Origin of the sequence: Enterococcus sp. DIV0724b, from assembly GCF_050531475.1 — a bacterium.
GTDB lineage: Bacteria > Bacillota > Bacilli > Lactobacillales > Enterococcaceae > Enterococcus_L > Enterococcus_L haemoperoxidus.
Window position 1 is genome coordinate 2,799,562 of sequence record NZ_CP172890.1, and the last position, 20,573, is coordinate 2,820,134.

General features: G+C 36.5%; 22 protein-coding genes and 1 pseudogene. 8 read left to right on the top strand and 15 right to left on the bottom strand.

Annotated features, from left to right (window positions below; all coding sequences use genetic code 11):
- Positions 1 to 414: 414 nt before the first annotated feature.
- Entirely contained in the window at positions 415 to 663 is a 249-nt protein-coding gene (locus tag IGJ02_RS12990; protein WP_430602270.1) for a hypothetical protein, read from the top strand.
- Between the two features lie 542 nt (positions 664 to 1,205).
- On the opposite strand, the gene IGJ02_RS12995 is transcribed toward IGJ02_RS12990, so the two are convergent.
- Positions 1,206 to 1,838 carry a hypothetical protein gene (locus IGJ02_RS12995; protein WP_430602271.1) on the bottom strand — a complete coding sequence of 211 codons (633 nt, stop codon included), beginning with the start codon at positions 1,836 to 1,838 and terminating at the stop codon, positions 1,206 to 1,208.
- Between the two features lie 97 nt (positions 1,839 to 1,935).
- On the opposite strand from IGJ02_RS12995, the gene yeiL reads away from it, so the two are divergent.
- Positions 1,936 to 2,598, top strand: a complete 663-nt coding sequence (gene yeiL, locus IGJ02_RS13000) for a transcriptional regulator YeiL (RefSeq protein ID WP_430602273.1) — start codon at positions 1,936 to 1,938, stop codon at positions 2,596 to 2,598.
- Between the two features lie 308 nt (positions 2,599 to 2,906).
- Here yeiL and IGJ02_RS13005 read toward each other — a convergent pair whose 3' ends face one another.
- On the bottom strand, positions 2,907 to 3,437 hold the full coding sequence (locus IGJ02_RS13005) for a DNA-3-methyladenine glycosylase I (RefSeq protein ID WP_430602275.1): 531 nt from the start codon (positions 3,435 to 3,437) through the stop codon (positions 2,907 to 2,909).
- A 157-nt stretch (positions 3,438 to 3,594) separates the two neighbouring features.
- On the opposite strand from IGJ02_RS13005, the gene IGJ02_RS13010 reads away from it, so the two are divergent.
- Positions 3,595 to 3,996 carry a hypothetical protein gene (locus IGJ02_RS13010; protein WP_430602276.1) on the top strand — a complete coding sequence of 134 codons (402 nt, stop codon included), beginning with the start codon at positions 3,595 to 3,597 and terminating at the stop codon, positions 3,994 to 3,996.
- Between the two features lie 3 nt (positions 3,997 to 3,999).
- The gene (locus IGJ02_RS13015) at positions 4,000 to 4,200 is read left to right on the top strand and encodes a helix-turn-helix transcriptional regulator (protein WP_430602277.1); all 201 of its coding nucleotides are present in this window, start codon (positions 4,000 to 4,002) and stop codon (positions 4,198 to 4,200) included.
- Between the two features lie 103 nt (positions 4,201 to 4,303).
- On the opposite strand, the gene IGJ02_RS13020 is transcribed toward IGJ02_RS13015, so the two are convergent.
- From IGJ02_RS13020 to IGJ02_RS13050, 7 genes are all read right to left on the bottom strand, one after another.
- Positions 4,304 to 5,227 (bottom strand): transketolase family protein, encoded by a 924-nt coding sequence (locus tag IGJ02_RS13020; protein WP_430602278.1) that lies wholly within the window; start codon positions 5,225 to 5,227, stop codon positions 4,304 to 4,306.
- Complete coding sequence (locus IGJ02_RS13025) at positions 5,224 to 6,057, bottom strand: transketolase (RefSeq protein WP_430602279.1); 834 nt, start codon at positions 6,055 to 6,057, stop codon at positions 5,224 to 5,226. Before IGJ02_RS13025 ends, IGJ02_RS13020 begins: the two co-directional genes overlap by 4 nt.
- A complete protein-coding gene (locus tag IGJ02_RS13030; protein WP_430602280.1) occupies positions 6,057 to 7,424 on the bottom strand; it encodes a PTS ascorbate transporter subunit IIC in 1,368 nt (455 codons plus the stop codon). Before IGJ02_RS13030 ends, IGJ02_RS13025 begins: the two co-directional genes overlap by 1 nt.
- A gap of 25 nt (positions 7,425 to 7,449) precedes the next feature.
- The gene (locus tag IGJ02_RS13035) at positions 7,450 to 7,731 is read right to left on the bottom strand and encodes a PTS sugar transporter subunit IIB (RefSeq protein WP_010762755.1); all 282 of its coding nucleotides are present in this window, start codon (positions 7,729 to 7,731) and stop codon (positions 7,450 to 7,452) included.
- The gene (locus IGJ02_RS13040; protein WP_430602281.1) at positions 7,728 to 9,779 is read right to left on the bottom strand and encodes a BglG family transcription antiterminator; all 2,052 of its coding nucleotides are present in this window, start codon (positions 9,777 to 9,779) and stop codon (positions 7,728 to 7,730) included. Before IGJ02_RS13040 ends, IGJ02_RS13035 begins: the two co-directional genes overlap by 4 nt.
- A gap of 189 nt (positions 9,780 to 9,968) precedes the next feature.
- On the bottom strand, positions 9,969 to 10,403 hold the full coding sequence (locus IGJ02_RS13045) for a DUF2188 domain-containing protein (protein ID WP_430602282.1): 435 nt from the start codon (positions 10,401 to 10,403) through the stop codon (positions 9,969 to 9,971).
- Between the two features lie 31 nt (positions 10,404 to 10,434).
- Positions 10,435 to 11,322, bottom strand: a complete 888-nt coding sequence (locus tag IGJ02_RS13050) for an SDR family oxidoreductase (RefSeq protein ID WP_010762752.1) — start codon at positions 11,320 to 11,322, stop codon at positions 10,435 to 10,437.
- 307 nt (positions 11,323 to 11,629) lie between these two features.
- Between IGJ02_RS13050 and IGJ02_RS13055 the strand changes: the two genes are divergently transcribed.
- The 4 genes from IGJ02_RS13055 to IGJ02_RS13070 all read left to right on the top strand — a co-directional run bounded on the left by IGJ02_RS13055 (position 11,630) and on the right by IGJ02_RS13070 (position 15,290).
- A complete protein-coding gene (locus IGJ02_RS13055; RefSeq protein WP_010762751.1) occupies positions 11,630 to 12,229 on the top strand; it encodes a LemA family protein in 600 nt (199 codons plus the stop codon).
- 6 nt (positions 12,230 to 12,235) lie between these two features.
- Positions 12,236 to 13,045, top strand: coding sequence for a TPM domain-containing protein (locus tag IGJ02_RS13060; protein ID WP_430602284.1), 810 nt, complete (start codon positions 12,236 to 12,238; stop codon positions 13,043 to 13,045).
- A 182-nt stretch (positions 13,046 to 13,227) separates the two neighbouring features.
- Entirely contained in the window at positions 13,228 to 14,496 is a 1,269-nt protein-coding gene (celB, locus tag IGJ02_RS13065) for a PTS cellobiose transporter subunit IIC (protein ID WP_430602285.1), read from the top strand.
- Positions 14,497 to 14,567: 71 nt separating this feature from the next.
- Positions 14,568 to 15,290 (top strand): GntR family transcriptional regulator, encoded by a 723-nt coding sequence (locus IGJ02_RS13070; protein ID WP_430602286.1) that lies wholly within the window; start codon positions 14,568 to 14,570, stop codon positions 15,288 to 15,290.
- A 56-nt stretch (positions 15,291 to 15,346) separates the two neighbouring features.
- On the opposite strand, the gene IGJ02_RS13075 is transcribed toward IGJ02_RS13070, so the two are convergent.
- The 6 genes and pseudogenes from IGJ02_RS13075 to IGJ02_RS13100 all read right to left on the bottom strand — a co-directional run bounded on the left by IGJ02_RS13075 (position 15,347) and on the right by IGJ02_RS13100 (position 20,548).
- Positions 15,347 to 16,747, bottom strand: coding sequence for a glycoside hydrolase family 1 protein (locus IGJ02_RS13075; RefSeq protein WP_430602287.1), 1,401 nt, complete (start codon positions 16,745 to 16,747; stop codon positions 15,347 to 15,349).
- Between the two features lie 145 nt (positions 16,748 to 16,892).
- Positions 16,893 to 17,651, bottom strand: coding sequence for an ABC transporter permease (locus tag IGJ02_RS13080; protein ID WP_430602288.1), 759 nt, complete (start codon positions 17,649 to 17,651; stop codon positions 16,893 to 16,895).
- Entirely contained in the window at positions 17,648 to 18,289 is a 642-nt protein-coding gene (locus IGJ02_RS13085) for an ABC transporter ATP-binding protein (RefSeq protein ID WP_430602289.1), read from the bottom strand. The genes IGJ02_RS13080 and IGJ02_RS13085 overlap by 4 nt, the downstream gene beginning before the upstream one ends.
- A pseudogene (locus tag IGJ02_RS13090) lies at positions 18,276 to 18,521 on the bottom strand (DNA alkylation repair protein); the annotation flags it as partial. The gene IGJ02_RS13085 and the pseudogene IGJ02_RS13090, both read right to left, overlap by 14 nt.
- Positions 18,522 to 18,740: 219 nt before the next feature.
- The gene (locus IGJ02_RS13095; RefSeq protein WP_430602291.1) at positions 18,741 to 19,391 is read right to left on the bottom strand and encodes a hypothetical protein; all 651 of its coding nucleotides are present in this window, start codon (positions 19,389 to 19,391) and stop codon (positions 18,741 to 18,743) included.
- Entirely contained in the window at positions 19,388 to 20,548 is a 1,161-nt protein-coding gene (locus IGJ02_RS13100) for a WxL protein host-binding domain-containing protein (protein WP_430602292.1), read from the bottom strand. The genes IGJ02_RS13095 and IGJ02_RS13100 overlap by 4 nt, the downstream gene beginning before the upstream one ends.
- Positions 20,549 to 20,573 lie beyond the last annotated feature (25 nt).

Consider the following 20,573-nt stretch of genomic DNA (forward strand, 5'->3'; position numbering starts at 1 on the left):
TGTTTTATTTGATGAGAAGTGAAATAGTAAAGTTAGTTCATACTATTGATGAACAGGTATTGGGATATTTTCCCGATATCTATTTTTTTTGCTATCCTATTTTGTAACAACAACCTGATAGAAAATAAAAAAACGGCACCTCACAATTTTGGCGGGAACCAAAATTATGAGGCCCTGTAAAGACAGCATCCACTGCCAATACAAGTTGCCGATAGCCGATACCAAAGTACCAGCATATTTTATTGTACCCAATTTCAGTGCAGATTTCTACCTTATGTGAGAAATTCTTTTGGATTGTGTCGACAAATTTGCTGTGGTTGTGTCTATTGAAAACGATGAGGCGCGGGTCTGATCGTTTTTTATTTGTCTATCTAGTTGGGTTTTTAATCAACTTTAGACTAGGAGAATGTAGACATGGGACAATCACAGGAATCTAACACAATCACTTATCAGGAGATTTTGTCAGTAAAAGCTACTTTGTGTGAGCTAAAATCATGGCATGAAGCATTGCATTTTATGTTTCATTTTCTTGATACTAAGAAAGTAAGAACCACTAGAGAGATAGAAGCTTGCTCAGAGATATTCGGTGTGGTTTATCAGAATTTTGGAACCTTATTGGTCGATACTGAGGAATCTTTGAATAAATTAGTGGAATCAACCTAACTAAATATCTTTAAAAAAACAACCTGTGTAGGTTCTATGTATCCTCCACAAGTTGTTTTCATTCTTAATGAGGTAATTTGCCAGAGCTTTGAAAAAGCTGTTCTTGTTCCATCAGCGTGTATTCTTTATTACATAACGATTGCACCTGCTAAAAATGATATAGATCCTTATCTACAACGCTATTCCTATTATATGAAACCTTTGATAACGACTGATGTTCCAAGCACTTATTAGGACAATGAATGGGCTTTTTGACATTGTTCCAACTATCAACTCCTATTTTTGATGAACTTCATAGTGATTATGAAATCAAAGAAAACGATCAAGCTTTTTTCGAACAATCTCAACTAAACATGAAAAATGTGCTTCATCTTTTTCAAAAAAACTAGTTCACTTTGATCAAGACTACTTACTATATAATAAAGATATTTAGATGAATTAGTTATCGAGTTAAGAAAAATTGGCTGGACTAAATACAGTATACTGACGACTTCAGCCCACCAATTGATTTTCTATTCGCTCTAACTTTTTTGGGGGTGGCGCTACGCTTCTGGTCCCAACTCTTTTTTGTTATTTAAGCTTAAGTTTTTTGACCAAGCAATAATGCCAGATAATAGCAACAAACTTAGTAAGGTCCCTTCTCTAATTAAAATCGGAAAATGAAATAAAAATGATAGTGTGAGTGAAGTAAGCACGAAGAAAATATCAAGTCCATAACGATACCAAGCAAATGAATGAACGGTTCTAGCAGCCATTAATTCGCAAAATTTTTCGATGGGAAATTTAAGAACACCAATCGCTAACACCTGTCCAGTTCCAAAACCAGCAATAATTGTTCCTAAAATAAAGAGACTAACATTTAAGAAGTAAGTACTAATGGTAAAGCTAGCAAGAATATCGTAGAGGAAAAAATTAATAACAATGCCAAAGCAAATAAGCGCACTGAACATGAGTAGATAGTCTTTCAAGATATTTTTCTTAGAAAGAAACAGGCACAATAAAAGAAAGCCTAAATTAGTCGCAGTTGTAATAGTGCCAACTTTAATAGAAAGGACTTCAGCTAATGCGACATTCATGGAATTGAAGCTACTTACCCCAATACTGGCTTTAATGGTTAGACTGATACCAAAAGCACTGAAGACATAAAAAATAAACGTTTTAATGATGTTATTCATGAGAAACACTCCTTTAATCTTGATTCCTTACCTTTTTAGTATAAACGAGAAGTGTGCTATGATAATAGGAGATATCTCCTATTATTGAGGTGAAAAAATGAAACAAACTAGTTTACAAGTTTATCAAGGATTAAGCACAGCTGATTTAGAAAGCATTAAACGCTATTTTTCAAATCAGATGCTAGACATGGCTAAAATCAGAGAATATAAAAATAATGAATATATTACGCAAGCAACGCAACCGTTAGACCAGCTTTTCTTTTTACTACAAGGTAGAGCAAAAATCTATGTTACTCACGAAAATGGGAAGAAAAACTTACTTCAATTTTTAACAGTTGGAGATTTTATTGGAGATTTAACAGTAGTTGGAGCGGAGAAGATACCTAAAGATGTATTAGCAATAGGGAATACAGTTTGTTTGGCTATACCAATGAGGGAGATTCAAAAATCAGAGGGGATTTTTTTCAAGAAGATAGCCCAATATATCGGAGAAAAGCTCCTTATTCGTGTAGAGCATTTTTCTAGAAATCAATCCTATGAATTAAAGTATCGGCTGGCAGAGATTATTTTACAAGCCCAAATTAATGGGATTTACCATGAAAAACACGTCGAAATTGCAGAATACCTTGGTGTTAGCTATAGGCACTATAAACATGTCTTAAAAAAAATGACGGAGGAAGGTTATTTGATCAAACAAGACAAGGACTATCTAATCAATAAGTCGCAATTAAAAAAGCTTATAAATGAAATGAATCATTAATAATTACTACTTACCACAATAGAAATTTACTAGGACATAAATAACTCTGCGTCTCACGTCTTCGCCACTTCTAACTATACGGTAGGAGCAGAAGTAACTCTTTCTGAAATAACTTGAAATTCATAAAAAATTAAAGAAATCACCAAGTAGGTACCAAGTATCAGCAGTTCACAAGCTCACTGTGATACTTGGCAATCTTCGTGAATTCCTTCTTATTGCTGTAAAACATAACAACGAAGTATGATTTAATGTTGTACAGTACCTACTTGGTTCTCAGAATTAAACACTACTGTCCAACCTCTTTCTTATCATGACTCATGATTCAACACTTCATCTTGAATCATGCCACTGGCTTTCATAAACATATACGTCACAACGGGTCCGACAAAGGTAAAACCATGTTTCTTCATATCTTTGGCTACAATTTTAGATAACGGTGTGACATTTGGAACCTCATATGCTTCTTCATAAACATTCAAACGAGGCACACCTCCAACAAAATCCCACATATATTCAGCAAAACTGCCATATTCTTTTTGCACAGCTAAAATCGCTTGAGCATTTTGAATCGTCGCATTGATTTTTCTTGGGTTGCGAATCATTTCGGGATCTTGCATGATTTTCTCCACATCATCTGGCATCATACCAGCCACCTTTTGAATGTCCATATTGTGGAAGTTTCTCAAAAACACATCCAGCTTCCCCGCTGCTGCTTTCCAACTTAATCCAGCTTGGAAGGTGCCTACTGTTAACAAGATAAAAAGTAAATGATCATCATGTGTGGGTTTCCCCCATTGGTTATGGTACCAGTCAAATTTCGATGGTTGGTTCTTTTTCATATCCTTCTCCTACGCATAACTTTTTTGCTTATCATAACATAAAAAACGAAATATGATTGTTTAACTATATCGAAAAAGATTCTATTGACTATTAAAACAACTGGTGATATATTTATAACTAAGTTATAAATATATCACCAGAAAGGATGTACTAATTATGAAAACTAAAATGAATCTAACTGGAAAAATCTATACCATAGAACTCTTGAGCGGAATGATTTTCTATAGCTTAGGAATTCTATTCATTACGCCACCAACAACCCCAGAAATTATAAAAAACCTAGCAATAGGTTTAATGATTCTAGTCTTGTTATTAATAATGGTCGTAACCATCCTTACTAATAAAGAAAAACTTGATGAACGTGCCTTAAATAATTTTTATAAATCTAGTAATACAACATTTTTCTTTATTTTGATATTTTTACTCGTAGTTGGAATAGTGGTTTATTTTATTCCAATGGGTCTCAATCTCTCACCCGCTATAATTTCATTTATACTCGCTGTAATTCTAATCCTTCATGGTTCAACTTTTAGATCATTAGAACTATCAGGTAAATAACTCATGGGAAAAATAGAAACGACTTTAAAACAATACAGAGAAGAAAAAGGTCTGACTCAAAGAGAACTTGCGGAAAAAGTTGGTGTTCGAAGGGAAACTATCCTTCATTTAGAAAACAACAGATACAATCCATCCTTAGAGTTAGCACTGGAAATAGCACGTGTATTTGGCGTAACCGTCGAAACACTTTTCAAATTAAAATAATTAATACCTTAAATCTACTATTATTAGTAACACTAAAAAAGTCATGTAAAATTTGCACGGCTTTTTAGTGTTACTTCTTAATTTCTTCGTTCCTTCAAAACACTTAATGCAATAAATCAACTATCGCATTTGAAATATCAATTGCTTTCAATCCATAAGCTTCTTTCAAATACTCTAGTTTACCCACTTGACCAAATTGCTCTTTGACCCCAATCCGTTTCATTTTTACTGGATGATTTTCCGTAACGATTTCCGCTACAGCACTTCCTAAACCACCGATCACATTATGATTTTCTGCGGTTACGATAGGACCCATTTTAGCTGCTTCAATCACGATTTCTTCATTCATCGGCTTGATTCTAAACAAATCGATCACTTGAACTGAAATACCCAACTTCTCTAAATCGGCCGCTGCCTGAAGCGCTTCTTCTACCATGATCCCACTCGCAAAAATCGTCCCAGCTGTTCCTTCTTTCAGTTTAACGTATCCTTTAGAAAAATCTTCTTCTCCAGTATAAAGTGATGTTGCTTGTTTGCGTATCGTCCGAATGTAAAACAACCCTTTTGCCGTATGCGCATACTCTAAAATCGCTTTAAACTGATACGGATCTGACACTTCATAAATATTATTTCCTGGAATCACCCGCATCAATGCAACATCTTCAAACGGCATATGCGTTCCGCCATTCATTTCAGCTGTGACACCAGGATCTGTCCCAACGATGACTGCATGATTTTGAGCATACCCTAACGAAAGAAACACTTGATCGAATGAGCGTCTAGTCGCAAATGGCGCAAAGGTATGGATAAATGGTGTGAAGCCAGTAACCGCCAAACCAGCAGCTGCCCCCATTTCTTCTGCTTCCATAATTCCCACATTTATATAGCGTTCCCCTAGCTGTTCTTTTAATTTGCTCGTTCCCATCGAACTCGCTAGGTCTGCTTCTAAAGCGACAACTTTCTGATTTTTTTCTGCTAATGCTAAAATGGTTTCTGTATAAACTTGCCGCATTTCTAAGTCCTTCATTGTGGATTCACCTCGATTTTTCCAGCCAATGTTACAATGGCTTTTTTGATTGCTACTTTGTCTGCTTCATCTGGACGTATATGGTGATTATCTACTAACTCCTCCAAATAAGGAACGCCTTGTCCTTTTACAGTATCTAAAACGATTGCTGTTGGTTTTCCCTTTACCTGTTTTGCTTGATCGATTGCAGCTTCAATGGCATCAACATCACTGCCATCTACCCGCCAACTGCTAAAACCAAACGCCTGCATTTTTTCAACAAAATCAAATGGATCACAAATATCTGTGGTATAACCATCTAACTGCTTCTTGTTATCATCGATCAACACAATCAAATGATCTAACTTTTGATGCGCCGCAAATTGAAAGGCTTCCCAGCATTGACCCTCATTTAATTCTCCATCTCCAACGATCGCATAGGTATAATTACTTTTACCTAACAATTGATTGCCTTTTGCAATACCTGTTGCAGCGGAAATCCCTTGCCCAAGTGAACCTGTGGTCATATCTACACCAGGTGTTTTGATTCGATCAGGATGTGAAGGGAGATTGGTTCCATTTTGATTTAGACTGTAAAGAAATCCTTCATCAAAATAACCTTTTAAAAATAAGGTAGCATATAGTGCAGGTCCAGCATGTCCTTTCGACAGAACAAAATAATCACGGTCTGGATTATTTTTCTTTTCTGGCGATACATTCATGACGTTTCCATATAGAACCGCTAATGTTTCTACAATAGATAAGCTTCCACCAAAATGACCAAAGCCTAGATTGTCTAATTCCTTCATCGTATAAAAACGAATCTGATCCACAAACTTCTGTGTATCCATTATGCTGCCTCCTTCGTTTCAGTGGTCTTTTTCTTGCCGAAAACAGTTAAACCGATCAGTAACGCCAACACAGCCAACACTCCTGCAACGACTGCGATTTGACCGCCCATATCTGCTAGTTTCCCAAGAAAAATCCCCGTCACACCATAATCTGTATCGGAGAATGTTGATCCTTGGAAGCCTAGATCACCCATAACTGGCATCAATAAAATCGGCATAAAACTGATGATCACGCCATGAATAAATGAACCGACAACAGCGCCACGTACACCGCCTGTAGCATTTCCGAAAACACCGGCCGTCGCGCCACAGAAGAAATGTGGCACCACACCTGGAATGATTACAGTCGTACCAGTTGCGATCATTATAAACAAGCTTACGATTCCGCCAACAAAACTAGTTAAGAAACCGATCAACACAGCATTTGGCGCATAAGGAAAAACAATTGGACAGTCCAAAGCTGGAATAGAATTCGGCACTAATTTTTCTGAGATTCCTTTAAACGCTGGTACAATTTCAGCTAAGATCAAACGAACACCAGCTAAAATCACAAAGACACCTGCTGCAAACATCCCTGCTTGTTGTAAGGCATAAATAATATAATTGGTCCCATTGCTAAGGTTTTCTGAAATAAACTCATTTCCTGCAAACAACGCCACAATCGTATACACAATTCCCATCGTCAATGTAATACTAACCGTTGAATCACGTAAGAACGACAAGCCCTTTGGAAAATTGATATCTTCCGTTGATTTTTCTTTATTGCCCACATATTTACCAATAAACCCACTTAGAGCATAGCCAAAGTTTCCTGTATGGCCTAAAGCCACTGAATCATTTTTCGTGATTTGTTTGGTAAATGGCTGAGCGATCGCTGGAAAAATCGTATTAGCCAATCCTAACGCCAAACCACCAACTAAAACTAACGGCACTGCACTCATTTGGGTCACACTCATGATCACAGCGATCATACACGCCATATAAAGTGTCGCGTGACCCGTTAGATAGATATATTTAAATTTTGTAATACGGGCAATCAAAATATTAAACGCCATTCCTGCTAACATAATAAGTGCTGTATATGTCCCGTATTTTGTTAAAGCCAAAGCAACGATTGCTTCATTATTTGGCACTACTCCTTGCATATTAAACGCATGCTGGAACATTTCACCAAACGGTGCCAGTGACCCTTCGATCACTCCCGCACCAGCAGTCACGACTAGAAACCCTACAAATGTCTTGATTCCACCACGGACAACATCTGAAATCGGCTTTTTCTGCAAACCTAACCCAAGCACCGCGATCAACGCCACCAAAATTGCTGGGGTACTTGCAATATCGATCAATATATTTAAAACGCTATTCATCTTTTTCTCCCACCTTCTTTAGACTTTAAAGTAACCCTTCTTTGCTACAAACGGCTTTCACTTTTTCTCTCAATTCGTCCATATCGATAATACTGTCTAAAATAACTACATTTCCTAAATGCTGCGCACTATCTGCTAAATCCCCACCGACAAAAAAGACATCTGCCAAATCCGGTGTGGCACTTCCCATATCATAATGGGCCACCTCAACTCCTGTTACCCCTAATTCGTTCAACACACTGTTAATATTCATTTCCACCATAAAACTAGATCCTAATCCAGATCCGCAAACTGCTGCCATTTTCATAATGATTCTCCTTCCTTTAATAACTGAATAATTGTTGCTTGATCCTTTGCTACTAATAGTCTTTCTAAATTCTCTTTATTGGATAAAATCTTCGTTAAACTTGCCAATGCTTTTAAATGCATCTCATTATCAACAGCCGCTAAACAGATAAAAATCGTTATTTCATGCTTCGGATCATCTAAAAGCAACACCGGTTCTTCCACTTTTAAAAGGGACATTCCTAATTGTTTGACCCCATCTTCAGGTCTTGCATGAGGCAAGGCGATTCCTTTCCCAATATGAATAAAGGCGCCATAATCGTTCACCTTTTTAATCATCGCTTCAATATAATTCTCTGTAATCTTCCCCTGCTCTTTTAGAGGTTGGGCCGCATAAGCAATCGCTTCTTCCCACGTTAATTTTTTATCCGTCAACTGAATCATTTCTGTCGTTAGCAACTCCGATAGCATTGGCTTCTCATCTTCTTTCACTTTTAGTTTTTTGATCATTTTTCGATTTAAAATTCTGTATATTTTTTCTTTGGTAACACCCTTTTTTAACTCGATATACGGTAATAACGTTTCAATAATTTCGTCGATAGAAGGGACAACGATTCCTGGTATCAATAACTCTTCTTGCACATGTCGGATCAAGTTATTTTTTTCTAACTGCGTCATGATTGGATTGATCAAATACGTTTTCTTTGGCGTATCTAATGGAACACTCGAAAAAATCACATCGTATTCAGATTCGGCAATACTTTCTAATTGATCAACGGTTGTTGTTAAACTAAAGTCGATCGTTGGAAAAAGTTCCTTCAACTCTGATTGCATGATTAGACTAGAACTAATTCCACTTGGACATAAAACCAATGCTTTATACCGGCTCACCCGATTTAACTCCCGCTGATTCCCGATTTCACCACCAAATAGAATCGTAAAATACCCCACTTCTTCGTCAGGGATCGCTTGACCTGTCAGCCTCTCTAAAGGGTGTAGCGCTATTTTGGTTAAGGCGAATAGCTCACCATATTGTTCTTTGATTTCTTCTATCAACACATTGGTCAGCGAAAAATGATACTTGATTCTAAAAAAAGCTGGCACTAAATGATAAAAAAGATCGAGTAGTAATTTTCGATAGGCTTTAAATTCGATGACCGCCAAACGTTCCATCTCATGAATGATTTGGCTCCCACATTCTAGCAAAAATTCTAGCGCTGTATCACGGATTTCTCCTTGTGTGATCGTCATAAAAATGACTGTGAAATAGAATTCTTCACTTTCAGAATCTAAGATGTTCGAAAATTTAGCTAAAAACAACTGACTTCCATGAAACGCATTCAGCTCTTTTAACCTCTCTTTTGCTTGTCTATCCAACTTAATTGAATGTGATTTTGCCCGCCTTAAAACATACGCCATAAAATAAATCGTCTCTTCAATTCGGCTGGGTACAATAACCAACTCACTTGCTTTGATCGTGTCAAAAAGATACGTACGAACGTCTGCTTCAAACGTTCTTGTATACTTGACCAAGCCTTTTTTTAAGCCCCATTTCCCTGAAACTGATGTGACGACTTTGGCAATCATCTGATGTGCTTGAATCCGAATCTGCTCTTCGTTCCCCGATAAATAAAACCCATTTTTTCGTGAATAGTCTAAACTGATTTGCTGTATAGCTAAGTGTTTCCGTAACTTTTTGATATCCGCTAAAATCGTATTTTTACTGACTTGAAAAAATTCTTGATAATGAAACACAGATAAATCCTCGTCTGCAGTAAACGTCAACAGATAAAGCAGCGCTTGTCTTTCATACTCTGAATAGAAGATTTCTATTTCCAACTTGCTAAAATGAAGTTCCAACCATTTATCAGCTACTTGCTTTGGAAAATAGAGTTTGTCTTTTTCCCAATAAATCGGTTCGTAGGAAAATTTCTGCAGCTGCTCATCAATTTTTCCTAACTGATCAATCACTGTTTCTGTAGGTAATCCTGTCATTTCGCTCAGTTCTTGAAAGGAGTACCCTACACTGTGCGACATGCCAGTAAGATAACTCATTCGATAATCAATCATCTTGCTCCTCCTGTACTCACTATATAATGTAACCGCTACAAATTAAAGAAACGTTGGGTCTAATCTATTTTTGAGTTTTCAAAATGATTGGACTCAATTAAAAAAATAACAAAATAACTATGGAAGTCAATTGTTAACGAACTCCATAGCTATTTTGTTATTTTTATCTAAAAATCTACTATCACATGATCAAGTATTAGGCTCTTCGTCTTTTTTATACGCAACAACCTTTGAGTCTTTATTTTCAGCGATTTCTTTTGCTCTTTCTATCGCTTGTTCTTTAGTATCAAATGAATCAACCGCTTTTTCAGCATTTTTCGTCTGAACATACCACCGATTTTCTTTATAAAAAACCAACACATCATTATCTAACAAATCTGTATTGATTTTTTTATCGCTGTGTTTGTCTGTCTTTTTAGGATCAGCCATCTTCTTAAAAGCAGCTTTTTCAGTATCGGTCGCTTCGTCAAGCCACTTTTTCGATTGTGAAATCGCAATCGGGATCGCTCTATCATCTGGATACCCTTCACTGACTAATGCATTCGCAATCTCAATGGCTTTCTTTTTTAATAAAAGCTCAAAGTTTTTAAACGAACTTGGATAATCTTTTAAATCCCAAGGCATTATCATTCATCTCCTTACATAAAGAAATTAGTTAGGCAAAGAAACTACCACCAGTGATCGAATAAACTTGTCCAGTAACATAACTGGCCTCATTTGAAGCTAAGAACACGTACACAGCAGCCAATTCAGCAGGTTGTCCCGCTCTGCCAATTGATTCTTGCTGTCCAAATTCTGGAATTTTTTCTGGTGGTTGTCCACCACAAATTTGTAAGGCTGTCCAAATAGGTCCCGGTGCAACGGTGTTTACACGAATCCCTGAAGAAGCTAATTGTGCGGATAAGCCTTTACTAAACGAAGTGATCGCCCCTTTTGTTGCGGCATAATCTAATAAATTTGCACTTGGTTCAGCACTTTGAATCGAAGTCGTTGTGATAATACTACCGCCTTTTGGCAAGTAATCTAACGCTTCTTGCACTGTCCAATACATTGATATGATATTTGTCGTATACGTATCCATTATTTGTTGTGTGGATAAGTCTTTGATGTTCTCCACAGCTTGCTGCATACCTGCATTTAGGACTAAAATATCCAAACCATCTAACTCTTTAGCAGCTTCATGAACAAGTTTGCGTGTAAATGATTCTTCTTTTAGATCACCTGGTATTAACACAGCTTTACGTCCTTCTGCTTCAATCAATGATTTAACTTCCTTCGCATCTTCTTCTTCAAAAGGTAAGTAATTGATTGCCACATCTGCACCTTCTCTTGCATATGCAATGGCCGCAGCACGACCGATTCCAGAATCTCCACCTGTAATTAGTGCCTTACGCCCTTCCAATTTGCCAGACCCTTTATATGAAGTTTCTCCACAATCAGGTACAGGTGTCATTTTTTGTTGTAATGCGGGTGCTTCCTGTGATTGTTTTTCAAATTTCCCATCGTAGAATCTTGTTAACGGATTTTCGATTTTTTCTGTCATCTTGATTCCTCCTATGAATTTGTTGGCAATAAAAAAGAACTACCAGCTTACTCTTTTACCCTAATACAAAATACTAGAGCTGACAAATGATACGTTTTTACACTAAACAAGTTTTCATAAAAAGTCGGTTTCTTTGGCTTATCGCTTAAAACTCCTTATAATTAACAATATAAAACCATCTGTTTATAAAAAATAGGTCTTAAGTTGGATGTCAAAACATTGCAAAAACATTACAATATCATTACATCAACTTTAAAAGGCTCGTTTCACGAGCTCACTCAGTTTTTTAATTTTAGGAGGAAAAGACATGAAAAACAACAAAACAAGATTTGGCTTGATCGCTGTAATCGTCATTGTTTTACTAGGCGTTTTCGGGGTCAGTCAATACAACGGATTAGCGAAAAAAGAACAATCAGTAGAGTCTCAATGGAGTCAAGTAGAAAACGTGATGCAGCGTAGAGCAGATCTCGTGCCAAACTTAGTCAACAGCGTAAAGGGAAGCATGCAGCAAGAACAAAAAGTCTTTGGTGATATTGCTAAAGCTCGTGAGGCTTATGGTTCTGCTAACAATGACTCAGATAAAATCAAAGCTAGCCAAGAGTTGGATCAATCTGTTGGAACGTTGATCAATGTCATCAATGAAAATTATCCTGAGCTAAAATCAAATGATAATGTGCAAACATTAATGACACAATTAGAAGGCACTGAAAACCGTATTTCAGTTGAACGTAAACGTTACAATGAAGTCGTGAAAGAATACAATGAACAAGTGGTTTCTTTCCCTAAAAATATCTTTGCAAATATGATGGGTCTAGGTAAGAAGGATTACTTTAAAGCTGATCCAACAGCTAGCACTGTACCTTCCGTGAATTTTGATAATTCTACTAGCACTTCTAGTGGGAAGTGATGATCGATGAAACGTTTTAGACGAGGTTTATTCCCTAGCCTATTATTTTTCCTTGTCACCTGTTTCCTTGGCTTTCAACTACCTGCTTTTGCTGAAAACTTACCTGCTTCACCCGATCATTTTTACCTGGACCAACCAGGAATTCTGGATGAAACAACTAAAAATTTAGTTGATCAAAAAGGCAAGCTTTATAAAGAAAAAACAGAAGCACCACAAGTTGTTTTGGCTGTGATTGATTCGACTGATGGTGACAGTATTGATAGTTATGCGCCCGATTTATTTAAAAAATGGAAAATTGGTAATCAAAAAGAAGATAACGGCGTTTTGATTCTTTACGCAGTCAATGATGGCGAACGAAATGTCCGGATTGAAGTTGGTTATGGTTTGGAAGATGTCATTACCGATAGCGTTGCTGGAAATATTCTGCAACATGCTAAAGATGATCTGAAATCATCTAATGATACTTCGATCAATAAGGGACTACAGTATACATTTAATGCAGTCACTACTTTAATCGATAAACATTATGACTATCCTGTTGATAAAAATGCTTTGTCAGATGATGAAATAGATCAATTTGCCTCAGAAGACAGCTCTGATGGCGAAGGATTCTTCAGTGTTTTCTTCGTTCTCCTTATTATCCTGCCTCTCATATTATTTGGGGGACGTGGCGGCCGAGGTGGTCGCGGCGGTGGTCCTTGGTATTGGGGTGGCGGTTTTGGCGGTGGCTCTTCAAGTGGTGGCGGCGGCTTCGGCGGTGGAGGTGGCTTCTCTGGCGGAGGCGGTTCTTCCGGTGGTGGCGGCGCTAGTATTTAGAAATTGAAGCATTCCGATTTTATCTAAATAAATCAAGAAAAGAGCAAACCCTTGTGGTTTGCTCTTTTTTCATCCGCATATATATATATATTCATTAAAGATAAAAGTATAGACATTTAATAAATAAAGTGGTATATTATTTTTGTAATCGATTACAAATAAACTATAAAGGACTGATCAGTATGAATAGTTTCATGGATTCTCTTGGAGAAAAGATCATGCCACTTGCCAATAAACTCGGACAAAATCGTTATCTTTCTGTTTTAAGAGATGCTTTTATGTTGTCTTTTCCCTTAACAATGTTCGGATCAATCATTGTCGTTATCAACAACTTACCTTTTTTTAGTGACACTACCAAAGGAACTTTATCCTCTTTATTTGGTAACGGTCAAAATGCGACAATGAGCATTATGGCAGTCTTTGTTACGTTCGGTATTGGCTATTATTTATCTAAATCTTATGACGTTGAAGGCATTTTTGGCGGAGCAGTTTCATTTGCTAGTTTTCTACTTCTAACTCCATTTATGATGACACTTGAAGATGGTACAGAAGTATCTGGTGTCCTATCTTTAGATCGTTTAGGCGCTAAAGGGATGTTTATTGGGATGATCGCAGCCTTTCTTGCTGGTGAAATTTATTGTAGAATCACTAAAAAGGGTTGGCAAATTAAAATGCCAGATGGTGTACCACCTGCTGTCGCTAAATCATTTGCTGCCTTGATTCCTGCTATATTAACGTTATCTGTTTTTCTGTTTATCAATGCAATCGTTACTGGTTTGTTCAAAACTAATCTTCATGATGTCATTTATGAAGTTATCCAAAAACCGTTAGTCGGCTTAGGCAGCAGCTTACCGGCAACTTTAATTGCTTTATTCTTTGTCCAATTTTTATGGTTCTTCGGTTTACACGGACAAATCATTGTTAATTCTGTAATGGATCCTATTTGGAACACTTTAATGTTAGAAAACTTAGATGCTTATAAAGCAGGAGAAAAATTACCCCATATCATTACAAAACCCTTTATGGAAACTTTCACTGTTGGCTTGGGTGGTTCTGGTATGACTCTTGCAGTTATTTTGATCATGGCCTTTGTCATGAAGAAAAAACAATACCGAGATATTGGTCGTTTAAGTTTAGCGCCTGGAATTTTCAACGTAAATGAACCCGTAATTTTTGGTTTACCAATCGTTTTAAATGCGACTATCCTAATTCCTTGGGTACTAGCTCCACTGATCGTTACAGTGCTTAATTATCTTGTAATGGCGGCAGGCATTATTCCACCTCCAACTGGTGTATCTGTCCCTTGGACTGTTCCAATTTTCTTTAGTGGCATGCTAGCAACAAATTCGATCTTAGGCGGTATCTTACAACTTATCGATCTACTCCTTGTCGGTCTGATCTGGTATCCATTCTTACGTTTATTAGATAAAGAAAAAGAAAGTGCGATTTAATTGCACTTTTTTTCTTTAATTGTCTATACATTCATAATCAGTTACAATACACATGAGGAGGTTGTAACGATATGAAGCCAAAATATGAAGAAATCGCAGATACTTTGCGTGAACGAATAAAGAATAATATTTATAAAACAGATACCTTGATTCCTAACCAAACAGATTTGGTAAAAGAATTTAATGTAAGCCGAATGACAGTTAAAAAAGCAATCGGTATTTTAGTCATGGAAGGACTTTTATACTCTCAACGAGGTTCAGGCACCAAAGTATTGAATCGCTCTTTTTGGGACAAAGATACTTCACCAGCTAATGAATATGATGGGCTTAGCAAACAAATGCATGACCGCCATAAAAAGTTAAAAAGCCAAGTGATCTTATTTGAAGTCGAATTTCCTTCTAAAGAAGTCCAAGAACGTTTAGCTATTTCTAAAGAACAGCCTGTTTACAAGATTATTCGTCTTAGGATTCTTGAAGATGAGCCCTTTATTTTGGAACATACGTTTATGCCTTGTGATTTAGTCCCTGGCCTCACAACAGATATTTTGAAAGACTCTATTTATACGTATATTAAAGAACAGTTATCTCTCGATTTTGCAGGAGCCTATCGAAATATTCAAGCAGATAAATCTGATGAATACGATCAACACTATTTAAATTGCAAAAAAGATGATCCTGTACTTGAAGTACAGCAAGTTGTCTATTCAAAAAATGGTCGTCCCATCGAGTTTTCATGTAGCCGAAATCGGTACGATCAAAGAAGTTATTCTATTTTAAATGTTGATTATGCCTAGTTAAAAAAAAGAATGTGACACAAAACGGATAATCCATTTTGCGTCACATTCTTTTTTTATTTATCTGTTACTGTATTTGTTTGGGCAACCGTTTTAAACCAATGACCTGATTTTTTGATTGTTTTGATTTGCGTATGAATATTAGTAGAGATGAAACCATAACGGTTCTTATAGGCATTTGCCCACGACCAACAATCGATCGGTGTCCATAAATGATAACCAAAACAATTAGAACCCTCTTCGATTCCTTGATGAACCCATTCTAAATGTTCTCGAATAAAATCAATACGATAATCATCTTGAACAACACCTACTTCATTCATAAAACGTTCCTCGCCAGAAATTCCCATTCCATTTTCAGAGACAAACCACGGAATATTATTGTAGTTATCACGAATATTGATGGCAATATCATATAATGCTTTAGGATAAATTTCCCAGCCTCGATCGATATTCATTCGACGTCCTGGCATATTATACTCATCAAAATAACGATTTGGAAGCCAAGCTCCCACACTATTTGGTGCAATATCCGGTGCTTGTACACGGTTAGGATGATAGAAATTAACTCCCAAAACATCAATTGTATTTTCTTTGATTATCACTAATTCTTCTGGTGTACTTTCCCAAAGAACACCATCTTTGATAAATAAATCAACTAACTCTTGTGGAAATTCTCCATGTACTGCGGTATCTAAAAACATTCGATTATTAAATAACTCAGCAATATTGGCCGCAGCTACATCTTCGGGTGAATCAGATGCAGGATAAGTTGGGGTTAAATTTAGAATGATTCCAATTCTACCACCTTCATTTTGCAGCCCCATTTTTCTGAACGCTTGAATTGCTTTGGCAGAAGCTAAATTCAGATTATATGCAACTTGTACTGCTTTTTTACCATCCACGATTTTTGGATAATGGAATTGATGTAAGTATTCTCCTTCAACAACCACAATCGGCTCATTATGAGTAAACCAATCCTTCACGCGATCACCGAAAAGTTCAAAACATTTTTCCGCAAATTTTACATACAAATCAACGACATGTTTTGATTCCCATCCACCGTATTTATGGTACAGTTCTACAGGTAAATCAAAGTGATGTAAATTCATCACAGGACGAATCTCAGCTTCTAAAAACGCATTAATCACTTCATTATAAAAACGAACCGCATCTTCATTGACCGATCCAAGCTCCAAATCATCGATCAAACGACTCCATTGAATCGAAGTACGAACACTATTCAAGCCAATTTCTTTCATCAATGCAATATCTTCTTTGAAACTATTATAAAAATTAGACGTCACATCTGGACCAACTTGATCATAAAAATCTGTTGGTTCGATCTCATACCAATAATCAAACATATTCGCATGTTTTTTATTAAAACGCCCTTCACTTTGCGGGCCTGATGTCGCAGCGCCCCACCAGAAATCTTCTTTAAATGTTCTTTGCATGACTGTCCCTACTTTCCTCAAAATACTTTTCGCGATCCTATTCACTACTATTATAAAGCGAACCCTTTTAAATGTCTATACTTTTATAAAACAAAGTATACAAAAAAAGACAAGACAAAATTCATCTTATCTTTTAACAAGCCAATTATATAATCAATTGTTTTCTATCATTATAATACTCTTTATACGCTAAATAAGTTGCAATAACTGAACCAATGCTTGTAGCCGAAAGCAACATAAAGGTCACCATGATTTGATACTTGATTGCATGAACTGGATCAACTCCAGCAAAAATCAGTCCTGACATCATCCCAGGTAAACTAACGATCCCAACCGTTTTAGCAGAATCAATGGTTGGCGCCATTCCAGTTCGGATACTTGCTCTAACAATCGAGCGAGAAGCTAACTTGATATCTGCACCTAATGCTAATTTTTCAAGCACAGCTTGTCTTTGATCATGAAATAAACTATCCATATTCCGATAACATAAACCAATCGCAATCATTGAATTACTAGCGATCATGCCACTAATAGGAATGATCTGCGAAGGAATAAACCGAATCGCACCTGATAAAACCAGAACACCGATCGTGACTCCTGTACTACAAAATATTGCCAACAAAGAGATCCAAAAACCATTTTTCAGATGATTACTACGTTTCCCTGCATTCAACGCAGCATTGACAATAATAATTCCAGCCATGACTACGGTTAAAATCACATTGTCGATTTGAAAGACATATTTAAGAAGGTATCCAACTAAAACAAGTTGAACAATTGCCCGGCAAACACTGATTATAATATCTTTGGTAAATCCTAATTTTTCTTTATAACTGATCAGTAATGCTACTACAACTAGCATTCCAGCAAATAAAAGTGACAGATCATTGACAGCTAGATTCATTTTGCGCCCTCCAAGCTACCCGCTACGATTTTTTTGACGATCGAGGCTTGAGCAATTTCTTCAGGATCATGCGTGACACGAATCAATGTTACATTTTTTTCCTGATTCAATTTTAACAACCATTGATTGACGATTGCTTTGCTTTCTTCATCTAAACCTGCTGTTACCTCATCTAACAGTAACACTTCAGGGAGAAAAATCACATTACGGATTAAGGCTATACGCTGTTTTTCGCCACCGGATAATTTGGTGATTTTTTTATCCAAATAACTTTCAGAGAGTTTAACTTCCTTTAACAAACCTAGTACATGGCTCTCTTGAAACTCTTTTTTGCGTACTTCGTATGGAAACATAAAATTATCTCGCACAGTTTCACCGAATAATGATGGTTGTTGAAAGCAGTAGGAAACTTGCATGCGATACTTTTCTGGTGTTAACTCTGCAATGTTTTGGTCATTGAATAGGATGACTCCTTTAGTCGGAGTTAATAAAGAAGCCAGTAATTTAAGCAAGGTACTTTTCCCACTGCCAGATGGTCCGGTAATCGTTGTATGGCTCCCTTTTTCGAATGATGTGGTAATATCGTTTAGAATTATTTGTTCTTCGTGTTGAAAAGAGATACGTTCAGTTGTCAACAAGATGATTCAGTCCTTTTTTATTGTTATTAAGAAAATGTCCTAAATGTTTATTTTTGAAAATAAATTTTTTTATTTGAAGCTCTTCCTTACTAGCTTGCCATAACGATAATTCCTCCATAATTTTTTCAGGATATTTTTTACTAATATCCCTTAGTGCATTGCCGCATGATTTTCTAACATATTCACTATCATCATTTCTAAGCGTTGCCAGCAAATGAATAGCCCTATCAGGCAGATTACAGTTCCTAGATAATTAAGATTCGATTTAAAGCAACATTGCAAAAATAGTGACTATATAATAAGTATACTTGTTGTTAGATGATAAATGTAATATAGTGTTCTTTCTCCGATGCAATCCATTGTTTTAGATTGAAAACGATAGAAACAAGGTTGCTTTCTTACAACCTTGTCCATCGTTTCTATTTTTTCATCGCTTTTATTATATTTTCTATTACTCCTTAGTAAATTCTATACGTCTTTCTGATACTAAAGAATTGTTCAGCCAGAATGTTGGTGTCTTCCAGGGAATCAGTGATACTCGATCAAAAACAAAATAACGGCCTGCTTCTTTTGTGCCCATCAATTTTTCTAAGCCTTTTTTGGTCAATTGATACTGGACTGTTTGTTTTGTTCCAGATACAGGTTTATAGAATGAGCGATTTTCGTCAAAGGGCTTTAGTTGGTCTGAGGATACTTGGTCCTTATCAAAATGTAGTTCCCCTTTGATCTTTGTTAGTTGATACTTATTAAAATTTACTGCCTCTAGTTTACCGATAAACTGGAGCGTAATTCCTCTCGCTCCTCCGTAATTCAAAAACTCTATTGTTGTATTTTTTGACGAATCAATGGACATCTCAATAAAAGGTCTTGTTTTTGTTTTCCAGTCGCCTTTCACTTTCCATGTTGCTGGATACAGAAAATAAAAACCCATTAAAAGACTCACGACTAGGAGACCGCTTACCAATCCGCTTAATAGCTTCCAAGGAAATTTCTGCTCTGACATTTCTTCCTCTTCCACAACCTCTTGTTCCTCTAAAAGAAGTGATGCTTCTTCCAGCTCAACAACTGGCAGTTCTTGTTCTTCTTGCTCTGATAATGTCATTCCCTTGAGTCCTTTCGTTTCTTTGGCTTCCCTGTCTCAGTTTTCTTTCTATTATTTGCTACACCTGCTTTTTTCTTTCTTTTCTTTTTTGCTCTCGCTCTTTCTAATGCTTGACGTTTCTGCTTCCGTCGACGTAACAGAATTACCAATACTATCAGTCCGACAATAAGAACTACAAAGGCTACCACTCCTAAAATAATCCAACGAGTATAGTCAGGAGTTAAATCAATCGCTGTCTCATTCAATTTATTCGCTTCTTCACGAGTGATCGCAAATTCTTTGTCAAATTCCCATTTTTCCCCTGTTTTCTTTGAACTCACTACCATTTTTAACCGATAGTCTCCTGCTTGAAAACGCTCATTTTCCCATGAAATCGGAAATTCATACGTACTATTTGGGGCAATTCGATAATTCTCTGCTTTCTTTTCATGCAAAATAGCATCGCTATTTTTTTTGTACACTTTTGCTTCATATGAAACTTCATCTACAATGGTCGGATTGGCATGTTGGATCCGTGCTAAAATCGTATTTCTTCCTGTTATCTGTGAAGCCTCAATGCCTAAAAGATCCAATGTATTTTTGATTTCTCCTGGGTCTTCTTCTTCCGTTAATTTCACACCTATATTATACGCATATCTATTCTTTATAACAACAGCGCCATTACTCTTATTGTTTTCTTCACTATTTACTGGTGATACATTAATGGCACCCAATAACATTCCTTCAAATCGTTCAGCTGGTACAGACAGTTTGAATGTTGCTTCTATTTCTTTTTTTGCAGGAATTTTCACTGTTTTTGCTTCTGGTATTAACAATTCTGAAAGTGGAAATTTCAAACTCGTATCTTTCTTCTTCTTATCGTACAGTTGTCCATATTCGATACTTCCTGTTTGATTCGTTGTCGCTGTATTAACGGCTAAAGCTACTTCTATTTCTTTTTCCCCTGTATTTTTTAGTGAAATACTTAGTTCTTGTTCCGCTCCTGGTTGTACCTTTAATGAAAAATACCCTTCCTTCCCTTCTTCTTGATTTTCTGGGATATTCGCTTTTACTGATAATGGAATACTTCCTTCTGGTGCTTCTTCTGCCTTTACAATTCCTGTAGGTAAAATAAAACACACCAGTATAAGGAGTAGACTATGTATAATTTTCTTCATTACTTGCTTCCTTTCTATTAAAAAA

What these genes read in the sequence shown, in the direction of transcription:
- IGJ02_RS13030 (WP_430602280.1), bottom strand. Translation starts at nt 7,424, where the DNA reads ATGAATAGCGTTTTAAATATATTGATCGATATTGCAAGTACCCCAGCA.
- IGJ02_RS13025 (WP_430602279.1), bottom strand. Translation starts at nt 6,057, where the DNA reads ATGGATACACAGAAGTTTGTGGATCAGATTCGTTTTTATACGATGAAG.
- IGJ02_RS12990 (WP_430602270.1), top strand. Translation starts at nt 415, where the DNA reads ATGGGACAATCACAGGAATCTAACACAATCACTTATCAGGAGATTTTG.
- IGJ02_RS13050 (WP_010762752.1), bottom strand. Translation starts at nt 11,322, where the DNA reads ATGACAGAAAAAATCGAAAATCCGTTAACAAGATTCTACGATGGGAAA.
- IGJ02_RS13010 (WP_430602276.1), top strand. Translation starts at nt 3,595, where the DNA reads ATGAAAACTAAAATGAATCTAACTGGAAAAATCTATACCATAGAACTC.
- IGJ02_RS13075 (WP_430602287.1), bottom strand. Translation starts at nt 16,747, where the DNA reads ATGCAAAGAACATTTAAAGAAGATTTCTGGTGGGGCGCTGCGACATCA.
- IGJ02_RS13035 (WP_010762755.1), bottom strand. Translation starts at nt 7,731, where the DNA reads ATGAAAATGGCAGCAGTTTGCGGATCTGGATTAGGATCTAGTTTTATG.
- IGJ02_RS13040 (WP_430602281.1), bottom strand. Translation starts at nt 9,779, where the DNA reads ATGATTGATTATCGAATGAGTTATCTTACTGGCATGTCGCACAGTGTA.
- celB (WP_430602285.1), top strand. Translation starts at nt 13,228, where the DNA reads ATGAATAGTTTCATGGATTCTCTTGGAGAAAAGATCATGCCACTTGCC.
- IGJ02_RS13060 (WP_430602284.1), top strand. Translation starts at nt 12,236, where the DNA reads ATGAAACGTTTTAGACGAGGTTTATTCCCTAGCCTATTATTTTTCCTT.
- IGJ02_RS13055 (WP_010762751.1), top strand. Translation starts at nt 11,630, where the DNA reads ATGAAAAACAACAAAACAAGATTTGGCTTGATCGCTGTAATCGTCATT.
- yeiL (WP_430602273.1), top strand. Translation starts at nt 1,936, where the DNA reads ATGAAACAAACTAGTTTACAAGTTTATCAAGGATTAAGCACAGCTGAT.
- IGJ02_RS13015 (WP_430602277.1), top strand. Translation starts at nt 4,000, where the DNA reads ATGGGAAAAATAGAAACGACTTTAAAACAATACAGAGAAGAAAAAGGT.
- IGJ02_RS13070 (WP_430602286.1), top strand. Translation starts at nt 14,568, where the DNA reads ATGAAGCCAAAATATGAAGAAATCGCAGATACTTTGCGTGAACGAATA.
- IGJ02_RS13005 (WP_430602275.1), bottom strand. Translation starts at nt 3,437, where the DNA reads ATGAAAAAGAACCAACCATCGAAATTTGACTGGTACCATAACCAATGG.
- IGJ02_RS13100 (WP_430602292.1), bottom strand. Translation starts at nt 20,548, where the DNA reads ATGAAGAAAATTATACATAGTCTACTCCTTATACTGGTGTGTTTTATT.
- IGJ02_RS13045 (WP_430602282.1), bottom strand. Translation starts at nt 10,403, where the DNA reads ATGCCTTGGGATTTAAAAGATTATCCAAGTTCGTTTAAAAACTTTGAG.
- IGJ02_RS13020 (WP_430602278.1), bottom strand. Translation starts at nt 5,227, where the DNA reads ATGAAGGACTTAGAAATGCGGCAAGTTTATACAGAAACCATTTTAGCA.
- IGJ02_RS13095 (WP_430602291.1), bottom strand. Translation starts at nt 19,391, where the DNA reads ATGACATTATCAGAGCAAGAAGAACAAGAACTGCCAGTTGTTGAGCTG.
- IGJ02_RS13080 (WP_430602288.1), bottom strand. Translation starts at nt 17,651, where the DNA reads ATGAATCTAGCTGTCAATGATCTGTCACTTTTATTTGCTGGAATGCTA.
- IGJ02_RS12995 (WP_430602271.1), bottom strand. Translation starts at nt 1,838, where the DNA reads ATGAATAACATCATTAAAACGTTTATTTTTTATGTCTTCAGTGCTTTT.